The organism is Paenibacillus cellulosilyticus (genome assembly GCF_003182255.1).
Classification (GTDB): Bacteria; Bacillota; Bacilli; order Paenibacillales; family Paenibacillaceae; genus Paenibacillus_T; species Paenibacillus_T cellulosilyticus.
In genome coordinates this window covers 95,725-114,824 of record NZ_QGTQ01000007.1, presented here as the reverse complement: position 1 = coordinate 114,824, position 19,100 = coordinate 95,725, and the positions used below count along the sequence as shown (strand labels likewise).

General features: G+C 40.1%; 16 protein-coding genes. 8 read left to right on the top strand and 8 right to left on the bottom strand.

All coding sequences use genetic code 11. The annotated features are described in order from the left end of the window. Window positions 1–142: 142 nt before the first annotated feature. The 8 genes from DFQ01_RS11910 to DFQ01_RS11880 all read right to left on the bottom strand — a co-directional run bounded on the left by DFQ01_RS11910 (window position 143) and on the right by DFQ01_RS11880 (window position 8,959). Window positions 143–1,147: a cysteine peptidase family C39 domain-containing protein gene (locus DFQ01_RS11910; RefSeq protein WP_110044109.1), complete on the bottom strand. Its 1,005-nt coding sequence runs from the start codon at window positions 1,145–1,147 to the stop codon at window positions 143–145. A gap of 96 nt (window positions 1,148–1,243) precedes the next feature. Then, entirely contained in the window at window positions 1,244–1,417 is a 174-nt protein-coding gene (locus DFQ01_RS31060) for a hypothetical protein (RefSeq protein WP_174812488.1), read from the bottom strand. 15 nt (window positions 1,418–1,432) lie between these two features. After that, the gene (locus tag DFQ01_RS11905) at window positions 1,433–3,010 is read right to left on the bottom strand and encodes a M2 family metallopeptidase (RefSeq protein ID WP_110044108.1); all 1,578 of its coding nucleotides are present in this window, start codon (window positions 3,008–3,010) and stop codon (window positions 1,433–1,435) included. After that, window positions 3,007–3,516 carry a peroxiredoxin gene (locus DFQ01_RS11900; RefSeq protein WP_110044107.1) on the bottom strand — a complete coding sequence of 170 codons (510 nt, stop codon included), beginning with the start codon at window positions 3,514–3,516 and terminating at the stop codon, window positions 3,007–3,009. The genes DFQ01_RS11905 and DFQ01_RS11900 overlap by 4 nt, the downstream gene beginning before the upstream one ends. A gap of 34 nt (window positions 3,517–3,550) precedes the next feature. Then, window positions 3,551–4,876, bottom strand: a complete 1,326-nt coding sequence (locus DFQ01_RS11895) for an aminotransferase family protein (RefSeq protein WP_245946636.1) — start codon at window positions 4,874–4,876, stop codon at window positions 3,551–3,553. A gap of 28 nt (window positions 4,877–4,904) precedes the next feature. Continuing rightward, window positions 4,905–5,930 (bottom strand): hypothetical protein, encoded by a 1,026-nt coding sequence (locus DFQ01_RS11890; protein ID WP_110044106.1) that lies wholly within the window; start codon window positions 5,928–5,930, stop codon window positions 4,905–4,907. Window positions 5,931–6,095: 165 nt separating this feature from the next. Then, on the bottom strand, window positions 6,096–7,127 hold the full coding sequence (locus DFQ01_RS11885; RefSeq protein WP_110044105.1) for a cysteine peptidase family C39 domain-containing protein: 1,032 nt from the start codon (window positions 7,125–7,127) through the stop codon (window positions 6,096–6,098). Continuing rightward, entirely contained in the window at window positions 7,124–8,959 is a 1,836-nt protein-coding gene (locus DFQ01_RS11880) for a hypothetical protein (RefSeq protein ID WP_110044104.1), read from the bottom strand. Before DFQ01_RS11880 ends, DFQ01_RS11885 begins: the two co-directional genes overlap by 4 nt. Before the next feature lie 173 nt (window positions 8,960–9,132). Here DFQ01_RS11880 and DFQ01_RS11875 point away from each other — a divergent pair, with 173 nt between their 5' ends. The 8 genes from DFQ01_RS11875 (at window position 9,133) to DFQ01_RS11835 (ending at window position 19,098) form a co-directional block, all read left to right on the top strand. Next, on the top strand, window positions 9,133–10,164 hold the full coding sequence (locus DFQ01_RS11875; protein ID WP_110044103.1) for a hypothetical protein: 1,032 nt from the start codon (window positions 9,133–9,135) through the stop codon (window positions 10,162–10,164). 16 nt (window positions 10,165–10,180) lie between these two features. After that, complete coding sequence (locus tag DFQ01_RS11870) at window positions 10,181–10,432, top strand: acyl carrier protein (RefSeq protein ID WP_110044102.1); 252 nt, start codon at window positions 10,181–10,183, stop codon at window positions 10,430–10,432. A gap of 12 nt (window positions 10,433–10,444) precedes the next feature. Beyond that, window positions 10,445–11,458 carry a hypothetical protein gene (locus DFQ01_RS11865; RefSeq protein ID WP_110044101.1) on the top strand — a complete coding sequence of 338 codons (1,014 nt, stop codon included), beginning with the start codon at window positions 10,445–10,447 and terminating at the stop codon, window positions 11,456–11,458. Then, window positions 11,449–12,549, top strand: a complete 1,101-nt coding sequence (locus DFQ01_RS11860; protein ID WP_110044100.1) for an aminopeptidase — start codon at window positions 11,449–11,451, stop codon at window positions 12,547–12,549. The genes DFQ01_RS11865 and DFQ01_RS11860 overlap by 10 nt, the downstream gene beginning before the upstream one ends. A gap of 12 nt (window positions 12,550–12,561) precedes the next feature. Further along, entirely contained in the window at window positions 12,562–13,713 is a 1,152-nt protein-coding gene (locus DFQ01_RS11855) for a glycosyltransferase (protein WP_110044099.1), read from the top strand. A 234-nt stretch (window positions 13,714–13,947) separates the two neighbouring features. Further along, complete coding sequence (locus DFQ01_RS11845; RefSeq protein WP_110044097.1) at window positions 13,948–15,693, top strand: ABC transporter ATP-binding protein; 1,746 nt, start codon at window positions 13,948–13,950, stop codon at window positions 15,691–15,693. Continuing rightward, window positions 15,690–17,450, top strand: coding sequence for an ATP-binding cassette domain-containing protein (locus DFQ01_RS11840; protein WP_110044096.1), 1,761 nt, complete (start codon window positions 15,690–15,692; stop codon window positions 17,448–17,450). Before DFQ01_RS11845 ends, DFQ01_RS11840 begins: the two co-directional genes overlap by 4 nt. 13 nt (window positions 17,451–17,463) lie before the next feature. Further along, window positions 17,464–19,098 carry a carbamoyltransferase family protein gene (locus DFQ01_RS11835; protein ID WP_110044095.1) on the top strand — a complete coding sequence of 545 codons (1,635 nt, stop codon included), beginning with the start codon at window positions 17,464–17,466 and terminating at the stop codon, window positions 19,096–19,098. The last annotated feature ends 2 nt before the right edge of the window (window positions 19,099–19,100 follow it).

The window sequence follows — 19,100 nt, the reverse complement described above, 5'->3', positions numbered from 1 at the left end:
AGTTTTTTTATTCCAGGTAAGTTAATGGTACCAACGTCCTCTGTATTTCGATCTGTATCCGTTGTGCTTCAATAGGAGTTATTTGCTCATTTTACGAACATAAGTTCTTATGTTCCTATTTCTATAACTTAACTACTCAACGTCAGGCATTATAATTCAAGATCAGGGAAGCAGTCAGGCACTCTTCTCTGTTTCTTAGCTGTTTTATATCCCTCTCGATTCCTTTAAGGCCGTAATCTGTTACTTGTATCATTTGTAATTTCAAATATTTATTGCGAATCATTGCAGCTTGTCTTGCCACTTCGTTGAACTGTTGAATGAATGAGTAGTCCCGAATGTGACCTTCCTTCCATAGATAATGAACCCTTCGTGCCATTAAATTCTTATGATCGTACACGATATGCAGTGATCGGGCTACTTCAAATGATTCCTTGGATTCCATCACATATTCGGCCAACATGTCGTAGATGGGCATGCCGAATATGTACCGCTTATTTACATCCTTAATCAACTTATAATGGCGAGATGTATCTATCCCGTGCAAATACTCAGCAAGCAGCTCGAAACAATAGTCTGCATCGAACGTATATTGCCCCTTCTCATCACTACTGACACGCAGTAACTGCAGACCTTGAAAATCAGCATTATCATCCGAATAGGAGCTATAAAACCCCTGCTCCACTTGTGTAAACGGGATTTCATGATGTGCATAACGACCCTTTTGATAAAAATCAGCAGCATGAAACACACCTTTATGTTCGTCATATCCGAATATGAACATGTCATGAGGGAAGTGCGTCCGTTGATATACCTCGTACGGAGCTAGATAATAAACATCAATCGACAAATATACGTAGCTGCCGGTAGCTATGCTATTCATTATTAATTGGATGAGATCTATCCGATTATTAATTACTGTTCCTTTCGAAAATGTTTCTGTATCTATCAATGGATAGAGCCGGCGAGATACCGGCTCATAGAAACATAACCAAAGTGTATGGCTGTCATCATAATCGGCGTGCAATTGGATATGATTGTTGTACAACCAGGTTTCGTAACAAGAATGGTTAACGAGAATGGAGTTAACATTGGCGTGTTTGGGATAAGAGGTAATGATCGGAGAATGCATCGGCAAGATTATTGTCATCGCGGACTCCCTTGCTTGCCAGATAGCCGTAGATACTCACTCATATGACGGCAATCATGGATATTTTGGAGGGCATGTCATAGTTGGACTGCAATGCTAAAGCATCCTTCTTGGCATAACAATGCGAGGATAATCTTTCTTCGGAAGCGACCGGTAATATGCCAGTTCTTCTTCGGATAAATAATATGTTTTGACTTCCCCATTAGGAGAAGTCTTATCCTTATTATGATTTGGGATAACCGTACGTTTCATAACATGCATTTTGGCCATTGGACACCTCCTCTATTACACTTTCAAATCCTCAATGAGATAGCGCATATTTAGCGGTGTGCCGCTCACTTCATTAAGCAAAGCCGCCCAGTCTCTTAACGACCCTGGTTTAGCTAGCCTGTTACGCAGCCAGTCAAGCGAACACTTTGAGAATTCCGACTGGAATTGATCCTGCAAGGAATGCTGCAATTGCGAAGCCGCCGCTTCGCCCCACAGATAGTTGTAATAATAGACTGGCAGCGTCGTGAGATGCGCATTGGCAGCCCAATACGGGTAATCCCAGTTGTCTGGGCGGCGGATACGCTGAACATTTTCCAGAATGTACCACCACGTATCGTTTAGATGGGAAGTGGGGTTATGGTAGAGCTCCTTCTCGAACTCGACGATTGCAATTGTCGCGTACAATTTCATTAACAAATTCCGTCGCAGTTCTGCCTTCTGTAACGAATCATCGACTAGATCTGGGCTAACGACCCCGATCTCTTTCAACCATTCCGTTTCTACGGACATTCGCTCGAATAACAAAGCTACCGCTTCACTCAAAAAAGGATGCGCCGGCTGGCGCAAAATAAACGGCAACGACTCATCAAGCCCACATTCATAAAAGGCATGTCCAAGCTCATGCAGCAGCAGTCTTAGTCCTTCCGTATCACCCGACAAATTACACATTAATCGAATGTCCTTCTTGCGATCTACGTTCAAACAGCAGTTTGCCTGGCTTTTTCCGACCCTTCCTAGCAAGTCCGCTTTCGATATCAGTTGGTCGATTCCATCGCAGCTTGGCCGGAGCCAATTTACAATTCCAGTAATTATTTTATTTATATCCCAATTACACGCCGATTGCCGGGCAGGATATCTCTGCAGCATTAGGGCCTGATAGTGCCATGCCTCTATTTTCGATGAGGAAATGGTAAGCTTTTTCGCAACATTGGCATCCAGCTCGTCTTTCAATTGACGGTAACTCGGATCAAGTCCTTCTCTAAGCTTGACTATGCTCTCATCGAGTTCTTCCATTGCTATTCCTTGCAACTCCAGCTTCATCAGAAAATAGTTATCGAAGCCTTGTGCTCTTGCAACTTGATTGCGCAGGTTTACTAGCTCAAGAAGACCTGGCGCTATCTCTTCTCCTAACCGCATGCCCGCTTCCCAGATCCGTTTACGATAGGCTGAATCCCTCTGTGTATTCAGCAATGTCGAAATTTGTCTGTTCGAGAGGCTGGCACCGTCTATCGGGGCACGAAACGTTGAGATCCGATAATGAAGTCTATTCCATAGCTCTAATATTTGTTGTTCCAGAATAGGATCATTCCCGTACTCGCGCATCTCACGATTAAGAATGGTTAACTGACGGTGGATAATCTCGTCACTGGCTGCGGAATGCAGACCTTGAATTACATATTCCGTAAGCAAAGGTGTGGTAAGCCGATTTAAATATGTCTGTTCCCGTTCGGCATGTTCGTCCGCCCAATGCGCGTCACCCGTTATCATTACTTGCCATAAGGCATCCATCATTGAGGAAAAGTCTGTCGCTAATGCATTATTGATGATTTCTATATTAAGTTCGGTAAATCTAATATCATCATTGTGGTTCATGGGCCTTTCGCCGCCTCGGATTGCAGATCAATTATTACTTGCCCGATATGCTCCCTTGCATTCTCAACATCATAACAGCGGGCAATGTGACCATCGGGACGTATAATAAAGGTTTTACGCAATAGAGTATCTCCCGATCTAACGGCATTTTTAGTGTGTTCATTTATTGCGCCATACAGTTGAGCAGCTAAAAGCTCAGGATCAGATAATAAAAGAAACGGAAGACGGTTTTTAAGGGAGAAGAGCCGATGGGAGTCCATACGGTCAGGACTAATGCCGAGGATAATAACCTTATCGAGTTGATGACTATTCAGTTGAAAATCATCGTATCGATCGCGGAACTCACAGTTCTGCAAGGTGCATAACGGAGAGAAATTATAAGGATAAAAAAACAATACGACATACTGTCCAATAAATTCAGATAAGCGAACCAATCTCCTTCGCCCTAGCTCGATACCTTCCAACTCAAAGGAGGGCGCTGCATCTCCGGGCTGAAGTTGTATCATTTTAACCACCTCCTACCCCAATGATTACGTATGTTTATTTACCGACAATTGCACATACAACACCATTGACCATGAACGCAAGTTCTTCCCTCGTTGCACTCAGCGGCGGATAAAGAATTAATATTCCGTTAAACCAGTTGCCTAGTATGCCCTGATTATGCAATCTTGCGGATAATTGCTGCCCGAATTCATAATCTACAGGGGTCTTACTTATTCGATCGGCTACGAATTCGATTGCAAACATCATACCCTTGCCTCGAACATTGCCTACATTAGGATGATCGTTGAGCGAATTCAGAAGTGAAGAGATGACATAATCGCCTTTAGACCTAACACCCTCAACCAACTGGTTCAGTTCGAGATATTGGATGACAGCAAGAGCAGCGGAACAGCCTATAGGATGGCCACTCTGTGTTGATCCGTGCAAAAATATGCCTCCGCTATCAAATAACTGCGTTGAAATTGCTGATGAAACGACTGTAGCTCCCATTGGAAAATATCCACCTGTGAGTCCTTTGGATAACGCCAATAGATCAGGTTGAACCTCCAGTTCGTGGGATAAAATCCACCCGCCCGTTCGTCCGACTCCAGTGGCTACTTCATCCATGATAAGCAGTATTCCGTACCGAGAAGCCAAGCGCCGCACTTCTTGAACATAAAATTTGGGGATTTCTATAATCCCGTTAACGCCTTGAACTGGTTCAATCAGAATAGCTGCAATCTCATCCGGACCATTCTCAAAAATCGTCTCCTCCAGTAGGTCTAGACAATACTGAATGATTTGCTCCGCCGTTCCATCGATTGGAGGGCGATACATATTGGGTGCAGGAACGGCAAAACAATTCATAAGGGCCGGTCCGAACGACTCCGCAATTCCCATGTGCGTCACAGAGCCAGTCCCAAAAGTCGTACCATGATAGCTTCCTTCTAAGCTAATAAACTTTGTTCGTTTCTTTTGCCCCAATGAAAGGTAGTATTGGCGAGCAAGCCGCATTGCCGTTTCAATCGCGCCAGAACCGTCATTACTATAGAATACTTGGCCGAACGGAGAACCACACAATTCAATCAGTCGTTGTGATAGCTGCTCTACCAGTGGATGTGTTTGGCCGCAGGTTGACGCAAAGTGCAGCGTTTCGTACTGCTTGGCGATCTTCTCTGTAACATACGGGTTACACAAGCCAACCGAGGGAACGGCAGTAGTGGCGTAAATATAGCGGTTATCATGCTGATCATATATCCAAACTCCTTCGCCCCTGGTCAAGTAGGTATTGAAATGATGAAAACCCTGTGGAGTAAGCGTGGAAAAACCCGGCATGTAGGTAAAGGGATGAAGCGTGGCATACGGATTTAAGGAGTTCAATTGTCTCGCCTCCTGGTATGTTCGATTATTATTGCAATTCCAATATTATCGCTGTTAATAGTGAATATTCATTATTTTTCAGTTCCAATAATCCCCTTTCAATCCCCACTAAACATCTTATATCTTTACTGACATAAAACTTTAACATCTTATTTCTCAACAATAAGAATCCGTTATACAGTTCTTCATACCTTTGGATGTAATGAGCTATTTTTTTGCCGGAAAATGAAACAATATACTCTAAGCATTCAATTAATAACTCTTTATGTTCAACTAATAAATGAATAGAAATCATTAAATTATTAAAAATAATACTATCGTCACCATTCGTGAATTGTGCCAAATAACTTGCCACTGAATCGTAAGTATTTAATCCAAAAGAAATTTCAATCTTGGACTTTTTCTGCTGAAAAATATTATTATCCGGCGGTAGAGAATCACGATAAATATATAAACTCCGTATATACGTACTCAAATCAAAAGTGAAATTGATCTCTTCACGTTGAAGTTTCAAAAATTGCATTCTACTTTCAGTATTTTCGTAATCATACTCATTATCAAAATAGGAGGCAGAGAATTTGGAGAACGGAACTTCTCCGCGATGGAATGACCTATCTTTATTGAAGCTTGAATATAAAAATATCTCTTTACTAGTATCATATCCATGAATCATAATCATATGGTTGAAGTTCTCGTTGTTCAAATTGGCATATGAACCAAGAATATACTTTTCATTCACATAGGAAACAATGTACCGACCAGAGTTTAGTTCGTTTCTAATCATTTCAATCAAATCAATATTATTATCGAGAATAAACCTTCTTGATATCACTTCTCTTTCTATAAAAGGGTTTTTAATACCCCAGTTATCCCCATCTTGATCCGGCATATAAAATTGCAGGAAATAGTACTCACAGACTAAGTGTATATAATTCATATAAAACCACGACGCTTTTGTTTTTTGATCCTTTCCCGTAATTGCAAATTGGTATGCATGATGTAAATATGACTTTACTTTCGGTTCATATAAAGGTAATTCTATTATTTGCTTCATAACTCCCCCATTTCCCCTTCGTGACCTTAAGGAGTTGATGACAATAATGAACGACACTACATGACATTAATGATAACGTTGGATGAGCCGTTAAGGTGGACTTGTATCTATTTCATGGGTCTTGACAGACTTCACGTAGATATCAATGTTATAGAAAATAGAAGATCATACTAGATTACTTAAAAGAGTCTTCAACATTTCTGTCTCCTGAAGTGCTAAACTGGCTATTTTTGAGTTAATCCGTTGAAGTAACTTGATGTCCTTGGATACATTATATTTCATAGACATATTCCTTATTATTAGCACATTATTAACAAGCTCATCACAAGCATCTGCAAGTGAACTCTGATGAACCAACCCGTTCTCCATAAAGTACAAAATTCGGTCTTTCATTAGCTTTTTATGCTCCCATAATAAGTGGTAAATCCGAACATCCATTTCAAATTCAGGATGGTTTCCGATCCTTTCATTTTTTGTGATGATTTTATAATAAATATCAAGCCCATACACATCAATCGTTTTATAGAGATGCATCGTATAAGTCGGTTTTGAGAATAAGTATCTTTGAATAGACTCTATTACATAGTCCAAATTGATTGAATATCTATATTCTCTTTTGCGAAGCAAATTTATACTTGTAAGATGCGGGTTGTCACTATTCATCGACCAAAAAGCCTCTTCCATCTCGTCCAATCCGCACTCCGTATGAGTAAACTTGGCAAATTTTCCATCGGATAAATAATCCGCAAAATGAACCTTATTCTGGTCAACATCATACCCGAATATCAATAGCTCATGATCGTGATGCCTATTGTGATAAGCACTAGATGGCGGAAGATAGTATCGGTCCACATGACACCAAATATAATAATCATGAGAAATTGCATCAATAATAAAATCTTTAAATGTTCTCCATTTCACACTCATGAATTCACGACTTAATCCATGACTCTCAATCCAAGGGCATGTTGCAAATAGTACGTGGTGATTATCGAAAAATAAAACATCCCAATCCTCTACATATCTCAATTGTATAAAGTGGGTCATAATCCATGGTTGGATCTTCTTCAGATCATCCGAGATTATTGATAGTACACTCGCGTAAACACTCGATGTATTCAACATCGGTTCGGCCATGAACAACATTTTATTATTCAAATCTAACCCCCCCATTATCATGTTGATTCCTGCACTCATCTATACTCTTCTTCAAACCATATTTCCTGTGTCATCTTGTCCTTAATACTTGTAGCCCGTTTTTGCTTGTGATCTAATGTCACTTTAATCGAAAAGGCCCCTTTAATAATCGATACTATTTCTTCAGCAAGCTTCTGGTAGACAAATCTTTGGTAATGCGAGATATCATCCGTAAGATCATGGGGTGATTGTACATACTGGTTCACATCAACCGTAAATGTATTGCATACTGAGTTCGTGAATTGTTTTAACGTATTATTCATCAGTGTATGTCTCTGCACCCTCGTCTCCATTGGTACGTTATGCGGGGCTACTTCAGCACCATTCAACAAAATAAGCAACGTACTGGACGGGAGCTTCTCTCTTAACCAATATAGATTATTCATAAAATCCCTTTGGCTCGTTGGACCCAAAAAAACTGCCTTCTGATTAAACCATTCTAAAAATTGCGGATTTCTAGTTAACTGCGTGGAAGCATACTCTGGCAAAAATTTATGCTTGCTTAAGTCCGTAATAGGCAATTCGTTAGATCCATATACGACTCTTAATTGCTTGTCGCGATCATCATTTACAAACTCATATACCCCTAAACCATAATCAGAAATGACGCTATATACAACAACATCAATCTGTTTGTCAAACATATTTGTGTCATGCATATATTTATCGTAAAACGGAAGATGCTCATATAACCATTCCTTCTCTTCCTTAGGCAGACTCATTGTCTGCTTCACAATTTCTAGATGATCTCTTCGGATTTCACCTTTTTCGAAACTGTAGAAACAAAGCTCTCTAATTACGTTTATATTTTCGTAATAAAGATAATGAGATAGCTGCTCCAAGTCACATCCACCTCTAATAACGCAGTTAATGACAGACTTCATATTTGTCGCTGGATTCAAAGAATCCGTATCCGCTTCCTCGTTAACCCAATACGGACAGTATCCATCTGATAATTGAACCGCGACTTCCCCCGCTTCGGTTACCACAATTGGAGGAAACCCTAACTGTGCATATACCCACTGTTCTACTCCCATATTTAACAATCTGCAAGAGAAAACGAAATGCTCAAGTTTCCCGTCCCTTTTTGCATAAAAACCCGTGGTTCCATAGTCTCCATAACGATCCGTTACGGTAATGTATCTTGATTCTATATTAGGGTCAATTAATAAAAGCTGTAGTTGATCTATTGTTATTCTCTTCTTCGTAAAGTTAAGTTGGTTTGTGCGCTTAATTAGATCACTTATCTCACTAATACGATTTTCACAATCCGATGCTATTGAGACACAAATCTGGCTCTGCTTCAAAAAATCTTCGTTCGACTCCATCTTTACTTTTACTTCTTGTTTTTGCTCCAGAATTTTATATTGGTTTAATCGTTTATGAGCATGATCGCTCTTGCCCTGCATACAAGGAAGCGATAACAATGTGGGGAGTTCATTAACTGTAGCTGATTGAATAGCGGGGTTATAAAACGTTACTTCTCTGATATTATTGAAATCATCATCAATAAAGAGAATATTAGGAGGACGGAGATTTGAAAGTTCAACTATACTTTTAACTAGCATCCCTTTCGGCATCCATTTAATTTGGGGGAATATAAAATAGCCCCACATACCGAAATCTTCTAGAACACTCTTAACTTGCTGGAAATTGTTCTTTGAACATATGGAATTCATAATGCCTCTACTAACCAGGTCAATAACAATTTTACTATTGGATTGATTCCACTCCCAATCTCCCTCTGTCAGGGTACCATTCCAAAACGTATTGTCCAAATCCCATATAACAAGTTTAATGTCTTCTACAGCTTGACATCCATTAGTGTCCATATATAGCCCCCTCTCACTATTCCCATCATTATTGCAAATGCAGGATTTAAGCGCTCAGGTTTTGTTATGTCTTTATGAATAAACCTCCAACAAGCTAAACCGAGCTTAAACCTCTGATTAGAAATAGAATCAAAGTATTAGCCGCTTACTATTTATGTAAAGGACGCAACGAAATGAAAAGAAAACTATCAATAGAAGCAAACCCTGGATTCGCATTGGAGTGTTATCACAACTTTCGATTAAGTGTCGTTTTGTCAGTGAAAAGTAACATCTACTGGCTGCACAGTCATTTTATTAATTTAATGGTCACTCAGGTTGATAGCGACTTCCCAACTCTTCGATTTGAAGACCATCTTGATGTCTATTCTAATGTCATTGAGGAGGAATTGCATGTAGATACCGGAGATATCATACCCTTTATAAAATGCCAGCTAAACAAAGGGCATTATGTTCTTCTATATTTAGACTGGGCTTTAATACCAGATTCTCATTTCTACAATAAAAAACCAATGATTCATGAATGCCTTGTATATGGTTACAACGACGAAACGAATAAACTGAGCATACTTGCGTTCGAGGTCTCCAATACCACATTCGGAAGCATCGAGGTAGATTATCACACATGCACCCATGCATTTCATCAAGTATTGAAAAGGGAAAACTATGCACAAAAATGGTTTGCCTTTTATGGTTTCCCTCTTTCGGTTATTAAAGGGCTTCAAAATCATGATACTCGGCTGAATCGGCAAAAAATCTTCTTTGCTCTCGAAAAGGGGATGGCTTGTTCGAGCCATGTCAAATCCGGCTACTCATTAGGATATGGTGTGCCCCACATCTTGTCCTCTTTTTTCAAGGAGCGCATCAATGAAAATACAATAGATCCCTTCTATTTTCCTTATTGGAACATCATCAATCAAAAATTATTGTTACATAACAACATCGCACTTACTCGATTACAGCTTATTGAGCATGAAGACGGGCACAGTACTATGTTGCAAAAAATCCTCTCCATTTTCCAAGAGATTCGATCCATGTTAAAAAGCAATAAATTGAATTCGATTAACTTTCAAAAGAAACCTGAGACAGCATTATGCATAGAAATATCTAATGGCCTAAGAAAGATAGGCGAGAAAGAACGAAGAGCTAACACAATGTTACTTGAGTATTTTGTCTCTCAGCATATTGGCAAGTACATCCCACAATAAGAAAGAAGGTATTCCAGTGAACGCATTAGAACGCTACCAAGTTATTCAACAGTGTCTGCTACAAATCATGACCACTTCCCAGAACGAGCTTCCTGGCGACTATAACTTATTATCTATCGGGATGGATTCCATGCTCTATATAAGACTAGTTGTGGAATTGGAGGACCTTTTTAATATTGAGATTCATGATGATGATCTATTGCTAGACAACTTCTCAACGCCTGCATCTATTTTCGAACTGATTAATAAGTACTTCCCAGAATCCTAAGGGGGGCCGCTGATGAACCATTTGCCAAGCCATCCCACTCTTCTCTTCAATGACATTCTTCATTCCCCAACTGCTATTAATTGGCGCTATCAGGATCAGGCAGGTTTAAGCGACCGCTCGCTTGATTGTCTCCAACTTTGTACCAAAGAAGTACTACTCCGCCAGCATGTCGCAGCGAACGAACTCCTTCCCGTATTCCTTAATCCATTTGACTGCCATCTACTCGGAGAGTTTCATCTTAGGCGCAGTTTGCCGACATTGAACCACGGTTGGAAAGTAGGCAAGTACCCCTTGAACGATAAATCCGATATACGATCCTTCATAAAGTTAATACTTGAAGCTCATCGTTATGCGCTCATTTTTTATCAAGCAGATAAAGCTGCATTCTCAACCTATTACAAAAAACACTCTATCATTCATTGGGCGATAGTAGCTGATGTCACCGATTCTTCGCTGATACTAATAGACGACACACTTGTTAAAGATTTTTTAATCAATGGACAAGTTGGCATAATCCCTTGGTCACATTTGGATCAATGCCTTCGTTATTCCAATGAATTTGGTGTTGCGATTCTGGAGCGTCTCCCTGACTCATCCAATGAAACATGGGAAACTACCTTTCATCGAATTATAAGAGATTCCGTCCATGCCATGCTCCATTGTGGAGGACTAGCGCGTCTACAAACATTTATCAATCATTTATACAGTCTTTCGCACGAACAGTTAAACATATATTTGGAGCACTTGGAGTTTGATATTAACTACTATAGAAAGCTGCGTGAATTATGGCTGCTTGCTGTAGTTAAGAGACAAATACCACGCAGTCTCTTGCATGCCGACTGGGCGGAAGAACTCATCCCACTATGTAAAAGCTGGTCGCTAGTCATGGGCATACTTATGAAGTGGAAAAAGCAACCCGAACGTGACTACCGTTCAAAACTGAATGAATATCTCATTTATATGTATGATCTCGAAACTAAACTAATGAGAGGGCTCGAGCCCTTAACAGGAGACCTATGCCATTAAACACCAAAAAACTTGCCGATGCGATCGTCTCCAAGTCGTTGGCTGTCGCACCCCTGCAACGTGTCTTCATTGATGTTGTAGGTGAAGCTGACTCTTTAATAGATGAGCTTATTACGTCAATTTATTCATCCGGAGGCATTCCATTTTTACACACCGTAATGACAAAACACTTAAAAAGACTGTTGCAAGGCAGTCACCCACAACAAATTAAGCTAATGGCCAAGCAGCGTATCTACCAAATGAAAACAATGAATGCTTATATCGGAATACGATCAACACCTAACCTTTATGAGATGAATGACGTCGATGAAGAACGGTATAAACTATATATTAACGAGTACCTTCAGCCGATTCAGGCCACGATGGCATCTCTTGATCATTGGATACTTCTTCAATGGCCAACTGAAGGCGCTGCGCAGCTTGCCGGTATGAGTTTGGAGTCTTTTAAATCATTTTATTTTCAAGCGAGCAGTCTAGATTATGAGCAACTCCGTGAGAAGGCTGAACCGTTACAACACTTATTAGATCACACAGATAAGGTCAGAATCACGTCGCCCGGCACAGATCTAACGTTCTCGATTAACAATATCCCGAGTTTCCTTTGCATGGGAAAGTATAACTTGCCCGACGGCGAAATTTTCACCGCACCCGTACTGCACTCGACAGAAGGTTATATTCAGTTCAATATTCCTGGATATTATATGGGGAAGTTATTTCACAATGTATCCTTAGAGTTTCGTAAAGGCCGAGTCGTAAACGCCTCAAGCGATAATATGACCATGCTCAATTCCATACTGAATACAGATAATGGCGCCTGTTACCTGGGCGAATTTGGTATAGGGCTTAACCCCGCCATTATAAAACCTACAAATAGTTTAATTTTCGATGAGAAGATGAATGGAAGCATCCACCTAGCACTAGGGCAAGCCTATCCAATGGCTGATAACGGAAACAATTCCAGTATTCACTGGGACTTGGTCTTAATGCAAAGTAAGAATTACGGCGGCGGAGCACTTTATTTTGATGGGATCCTCATTCGAGAAGACGGACTCTTTATATTGCCGGAACTGAAACATTTGAATGAAGAATGAGATGGTGATGTCATGGCTCGAATTGCAATTGTTACTCAACGTCTTCAAGGTCATGTTCTACCTATTATTCAAATAGGCGTTCAACTGACCCGTCTCGGGCATGAGGTATGGCTATTGAGCCATCATTCTGTAAAATTTCTGGCGATTCAAAACCTTCTCCACTTCCATGCCATTGGGTGGGACCGTTTTCCCGAATATTTCATTGAAGAGATGCTGGAGGATGTTTCGCAATTTATCAACCTACAACCAATTGATCTGATAATTAATGATTCCTCTCTCTCTGCCCCTGCCATTGCCGCAGAGTTGTACTGCATCCCTTCCGTTAGTATTCAGACATCGCTTCCACTATCCGATAAGGCAGTTCCAGGAAGTCAGTCAGTGAACTTACGGTTAATGGCACGCTATCAAAGAAAGCTCGATCAAATCAGAGCCAATAACCATCTGCCACCTACTGTCCATCCGTTTCATTCTCGAGGTGATTTAGCTGGCCTTTCTTCCTTGCTTCACCTAGTTCTTGTCTATCCCGAACTAATCGATCTAGACTTCGTCATTAACCATCCTACTTTTCGATATGTAGGATCATGTCCTATGGCGGTTCCACCACAAAGTAATCATCTTTCAAAACCTAAACGGAAAGATGATAAGTTTGTCATTGTAGTATGCACTTCCTCAGTACCACGCGTAGAGCTTAAAGAAATAACTAATTTATATGTGAATACTTGCTCCACAGTATTTCGTCGCCCTGTTTTTGAAGTAATTATTAGCGGGAATCCACGACTCGCTTCCATCACTACACAGGAGCCCAGCATATCCTTCCCTACCCATCATGAAATTTTCCCTCAAGCGGACCTCGTAATTACACACGGTGGATGCGGAACTTTGCAAAGTTGTCTTCTGTATGGAATCCCCATGATTATTATTCCGCTTGGAGCAGACCATTCCATTCTGGCTGATCAATGCAGTAAGCTAGGCGTATCCAAAACACTAAACCCGGATGAAATACTTGAGTCAACTCTATACAACCATTTTCTGGAAATCCAGAGCGATCCGACATATCGGCTTAACGCTTTAGCGATTAGCAACAAAGTGAGAACCTATAATGCTCAACTGCAAAGCGCGAAACTAATAACAGAACTTTTAGAAGGGATGAAAAATGATGATTAGCATTGAAGAAATAATTTCGATTATTAAAAGACTTAATAATATTGGTGAGATTCTTGAGGACACTTTATTCGCCGAATTAGAACTTGATTCCACTCACATCGTGGAGTTGTTAGTTGAGATCGAAATAATGTTGAATATTGACGTACTTGACGATCAATTGAATCTCGATGAGCTGCTGACCATTAGAGATGTACACGAATACATATTGAGGTTTGCTTCGAACGATTCCGTACGATGATGAACAAAGATATGTTCTCAAGTAAAATTAAGCTTTTCCTTACCTATATTAAACCCTATAAGATCAGTTTCTCAATCATGTCGTTACTGTTGCTTGCGAACATAGTCATTCAAATCATACAACCTCAAATCACACGGTTCATTATCGACTCGGCGCTAAGTAACCAATCCTTTCGTTCCATTATTACCGCAGCTATGCTGTTCCTTCTCATTGTGCTTTTTAATCTTCTCATTAATGTGGTAATAGGCACTCTCGCAGAGACCATCGGATGGTCCACTACGAATGATATGAGGGTTTCTCTCTTTCGAATATGCCTAGGACAGGATATGGTATATCAGCAGAAAAGGACGCCCGGGGAGATGATAGAGCGTCTTGATGGGGATGTCAGTACTCTAGCTCGTTTTTTCTCCAACCTTTCTATTCAATTTATAGGAAACGCTCTGCTGCTAATTGGCATTCTTAGTATGATATTTATTGAGAATTGGCTGGTTGGTTTATGTTTTACTTGCTTTACGGTTGTGTTATTCGCGATATTCCGCAAGCTACGCTCCATATCTTCTCTACACTGGTTCAATTACATCCAAAGTTCTGCCAATTTCTCCGGATTTATTGGCGAAGCTGTTGCAGCAAAAGAAAATGTCACGGGAAATGCATCATTAAAATATATCATCATTAAATACACATTGCTTACAAGAAACTTGATTCGTAATCAAATGAAAGCCATGCTCATGGCAAACGGAATGTGGATGAGCAACATCCTTTTTACAGGGCTCGGCACTGCATTGATGTTTTTTTTGTCTCTCTTTCTCTGGAGGCAGGGAGCAACAACAGTCGGCGGCATTTACCTACTCATACATTACCAACAAATGCTCATGAATCCAATAAACACTTTGCGTAGTCAAATCGAGGAACTACAGCAAGTAGATGCTTCTTTCGCCAGGCTTTCCAGCCTAATTATCCCCTCAGCGTCGATAGTGGACGGCAATCGAAAACTTCCCGCAGGCGCATTGGATGTAAAATTCGATCAAGTAGACTTTGCGTACAATGATGAGAAAATGGTACTTAACCATATTTCTTTCCACTTACGTGCCGGAGAGACACTATGTGTACTTGGCCGAACAGGCAGCGGAAAATCCACCTTATCTAAGCTACTCCTTAGATTGTATGATCCTCTAAAAGGCAACATCTTTATCAACGATCTAGACATCGGGCTATACCAGATTGACTCCATACGCAGTCGTATTGGATACTTCAACCAGGATATCAAACTTTTCAACGCTTCGCTACGTGACAATATTACGCTATATGATCCCAGTATCACTGACGATCAACTTCTAACAATAATCGATCAATTGCAACTAGATTCATGGTTCCGTTCCCTCCCCCATGGTTTCGACACAATTATCTCCCAGAATGCGGGGCTGTCCGCCGGAGAAGAACAGCTTATTGCATTGGCTAGAATGTTTCTAAGAGATCCTGGAATGATAGTTTTGGATGAAGCTACCTCCAGACTTGATGATGCTACTGAATACGGGCTACAAAATATTCTGAAGGGACTTATTAATAAGCGTACAGCGATTATCGTTTCACACAAGTTATCTTCAATTCGATTAGCTAAATATGTAGCCATTATCGATAATCATACCATTGTGGAGTATGGAGAACGTGAAATACTCGAAAACGATAACAAGTCGCTCCTATATGAATTCATTCATTCTCAGGAAGGAGTGACTTTACAGTGACCCTAAAAGCATTCATAACAAGCATGATCAATTATAAAAGAAACACTTATTTTGCTAACATATTTTTTTGGGGCACTGTATATATCCTTCCTGCACTAACCGGCATCATTAACAAATCATTGTTCGACTTCCTCACAGGGACGCATTACAACGGAAATAGCACCACCTTACTTACCATTCTCATATTAACTTCTTTCGTGCAAATTCTTTGTATTTTTGCTGGGCTATTGCTCCATGTGTATCAGGATTTTTCATTCAGCTGCCTTATCCGTAAAAATCTACTGATTAGTTACCTCAAAAAACCCAATGTCCAAGGACGTAATCCATCAGTAGGTGAATTTATAAACAATCTGCAAGACGATGTCGGACAAGCTGTCGGTGTTCTTGGAATGCTGCAAGAGATTCCTGGCTATGCTTTATTCTCTGTATTCTCTTTCACCATACTATTTTATTTAGATCCTGTTATCACACTGACCATTATTGTTCCACTACTATTCATTCTTATCCTCAATAACTACTTAAAGTCCTATGTAACCTCCTATCATAAGACGAGTCGAGAAAAGACGTCGCTTGTCACTACTTTTATCGCAGAGATATTCAATTCGGTTCTTACCGTTAAATCTCTGCATGCAGAAAAAGATGTTACAGAGAAATTTAAACTTCTAGGCATTGAACGAAAAAAAGCAATGATTAAAGAGCGCATATTCCTGCTAATAATCGATTCTATATCCAATGGTACCGTTCAAATTGGAACTGGATTGATACTAATTGTTGCTAGTGCGGCCCTAGCAAAGGGGGATTTTACAGTTGGTGAATTTTCTATTTTTGTTTACTACATTCCATTCATTAACGAGTTTTTTTATAAAATCGGAAGATACTACGTCCAAACCAAGCAGGCGAAGATCTCAATAGAACGACTTGAGCAATTAAACTTGGATTGTGTATCATCTTTTACTGAACCAACTCCTCTTTACTTGCGGCACTCTTTCGACCCTCTACATCTCTCATTCAAGGAGCTTTCAATAGATACGCTTGGCTCATTAAAAACATTGGAACTTCAAAACTTAGGGTATTCCTTCAGTGATAACCGATGGGCGATCCGGCATATAAACTTCAGCATTGAGCCTGGCACCATTACCGTAATCGTAGGAAGAATTGGTTCAGGTAAATCCACTTTATTAAAATGTGTAGCAGGCCTGCTCCATTCCACGGAAGGTAATATAAATTGGAATGGTACCCCCGTTGTCTCTTCTGCGCTTCTTAACAGCAATAAGATTTCATATACGCCACAAACGCCCCAATTCTTTAATACAACGATTGAAGAAAACATTAAGTTGTTTCGAGAAGGCCCCCCCTCTGCAATAGACAGAGCGTTATATCTATCTCGATTGGACAGTGACATACCAAAATTTGAACAAGGACTACAAACATACATCGGTAATAACGGATCAGTAATTTCGGGAGGACAAAAGCAACGACTTGCTGCAGCGAGAATGTTCTTTGAAAACACCGATTTGTATATTATGGATGATATTTCTAACGGACTTGATAATCAGACCAAACAAGTGTTTTGGTCACGGATATCAGATTCGAACCATACGTTTCTAATATCCTCTAATCAGAAAGAAATACTATTACGCGCACATCAGATCGTTGTGCTTAAAAACGGTAGTATGGAAGCGGTAGGCCAACTGGAGGAACTATTAGTTACATCACCAGAAATGCGATTATTATGGTTGGAACAATTTAACGAGTAGAGGTGAGCGCTCCATGCATATTCTTGGACTTGGTGGAACAGGACATAGTTTTTCTGCGTGCATAGTAACGGACGGCACTATTCAAATTGCAGTAGAGGAAGAGCGATTGAATAAAGTTAAGCACTCCTTGCTGGATGAGAATGATAGAAAACTCGCTCGTTGTAAAGCGGGAGAGTATTGTTTAAACGAGCTAGGTATTCCTTTTAATCAAATTGAACTGGTAGTGACAAGCAATATAATAAACAAACTTTACTATTCAAGGTATGCTACTAAAACTATACTAATGCCTCATCATCTATCTCACGCAAGCAGCACTTATTACACATCACCTTATAGCGAGGCGGCCATCCTCGTCGTCGATGGTTGTGGAGGTATAATAGGAAGCAGTGGATTTCAAAAGCCGCTCGAAGTGGAAACCATTTCCACATTTTATGGACAAGACAAGTATATTACTGATGTGTCGAAGATCACCGGATCGTGGATGTCCAGCAGGTTTCCATACCATTCCATCGGTGAGTTTTACTTTTCTGTAACAGCGGCATTGGGTTTTTCTTTCTTAGAAGAAGGGAAAACAATGGGGCTTGCTCCTTACGGAACAGATGAGTATGTGAAAACATTTGAAGGCTTCTATTCTATCTCTGATGATGGGCAATTCATTAGAAATCAGGATCATGTGAATAGAATGGATCGATTCATGACTGAACAGCTACACTGGGCAAAGTTGAATGACGAACTATTCAAAGTTAAAGCAAATCTTGCCTATGCAGCGCAATTCCATATTGAGAATGTTCTCATCCAAGCCTGCAATACACTATATAAGAAAACACATTCTAAGAATTTATGCTTAGCTGGAGGAGTATTCTTAAACAGTTCAGCCAATTATCGAATACTTAAAGAAACACCTTTCGAAAATGTATATGTATTTCCGCAATCGGGGGACACAGGAATTGCCATTGGCAGTGCACTCTACGGATATCATATATATAAAGATAAACCATTGATCAAAACAAATCAGCCATTCTCACCCTACCTAGGAAGGAACGCAGCGCCATACGAGCTGGAACAAGCTATCCAAGAATATGAGGGGAAGCTGAAAGTTGAAACACCAACCAATATCTATAAGGAGGTTGCTAGACACATTGCTAAGGGTGCAATTATAGGCTGGTCAAATGGTAGATCGGAGGTTGGACCAAGGGCTTTAGGGAATCGAAGTATTCTTGCTGATCCTCGCTCCGAGAAAATGAAAGAAATTATTAACTCCAGAATTAAACATCGCGAATGGTTTCGTCCATTTGCACCTGTCGTACTAGCAGAAAGACAGCAAGAATACTTTGCCTTAGCTGAGCCCTCATACTATATGTTATTTGTTGCTCCTATACATGAGGAAAAACAAAAATATATTCCAGCGGTTACTCATGTTGACGGCACGGGACGAGTACAAACTGTTAGCAAAGAAAGCAATAAAGAGCTATATAACCTTCTACAGCATTTCTATGAATTAACTGGAGTTCCTGTACTTTTAAATACAAGCTTTAATGATAACGGTAAGCCTATTGTTGAAACACCTCATGATTCGATTAAAGCCTTTATGGAAATGGATCTGGATTATCTCGTTATTAATAATCAAATCTTAAGTAAAATACTCTAGTA

What these genes read in the sequence shown, in the direction of transcription:
- DFQ01_RS11860 (WP_110044100.1), top strand. Translation starts at nt 11,449, where the DNA reads ATGCCATTAAACACCAAAAAACTTGCCGATGCGATCGTCTCCAAGTCG.
- DFQ01_RS11905 (WP_110044108.1), bottom strand. Translation starts at nt 3,010, where the DNA reads ATGAACCACAATGATGATATTAGATTTACCGAACTTAATATAGAAATC.
- DFQ01_RS11885 (WP_110044105.1), bottom strand. Translation starts at nt 7,127, where the DNA reads ATGAGTGCAGGAATCAACATGATAATGGGGGGGTTAGATTTGAATAAT.
- DFQ01_RS11910 (WP_110044109.1), bottom strand. Translation starts at nt 1,147, where the DNA reads ATGACAATAATCTTGCCGATGCATTCTCCGATCATTACCTCTTATCCC.
- DFQ01_RS11855 (WP_110044099.1), top strand. Translation starts at nt 12,562, where the DNA reads ATGGCTCGAATTGCAATTGTTACTCAACGTCTTCAAGGTCATGTTCTA.
- DFQ01_RS11835 (WP_110044095.1), top strand. Translation starts at nt 17,464, where the DNA reads ATGCATATTCTTGGACTTGGTGGAACAGGACATAGTTTTTCTGCGTGC.
- DFQ01_RS11880 (WP_110044104.1), bottom strand. Translation starts at nt 8,959, where the DNA reads ATGGACACTAATGGATGTCAAGCTGTAGAAGACATTAAACTTGTTATA.
- DFQ01_RS11845 (WP_110044097.1), top strand. Translation starts at nt 13,948, where the DNA reads ATGATGAACAAAGATATGTTCTCAAGTAAAATTAAGCTTTTCCTTACC.
- DFQ01_RS11900 (WP_110044107.1), bottom strand. Translation starts at nt 3,516, where the DNA reads ATGATACAACTTCAGCCCGGAGATGCAGCGCCCTCCTTTGAGTTGGAA.
- DFQ01_RS11865 (WP_110044101.1), top strand. Translation starts at nt 10,445, where the DNA reads ATGAACCATTTGCCAAGCCATCCCACTCTTCTCTTCAATGACATTCTT.
- DFQ01_RS31060 (WP_174812488.1), bottom strand. Translation starts at nt 1,417, where the DNA reads ATGGCCAAAATGCATGTTATGAAACGTACGGTTATCCCAAATCATAAT.
- DFQ01_RS11875 (WP_110044103.1), top strand. Translation starts at nt 9,133, where the DNA reads ATGAAAAGAAAACTATCAATAGAAGCAAACCCTGGATTCGCATTGGAG.
- DFQ01_RS11890 (WP_110044106.1), bottom strand. Translation starts at nt 5,930, where the DNA reads ATGAAGCAAATAATAGAATTACCTTTATATGAACCGAAAGTAAAGTCA.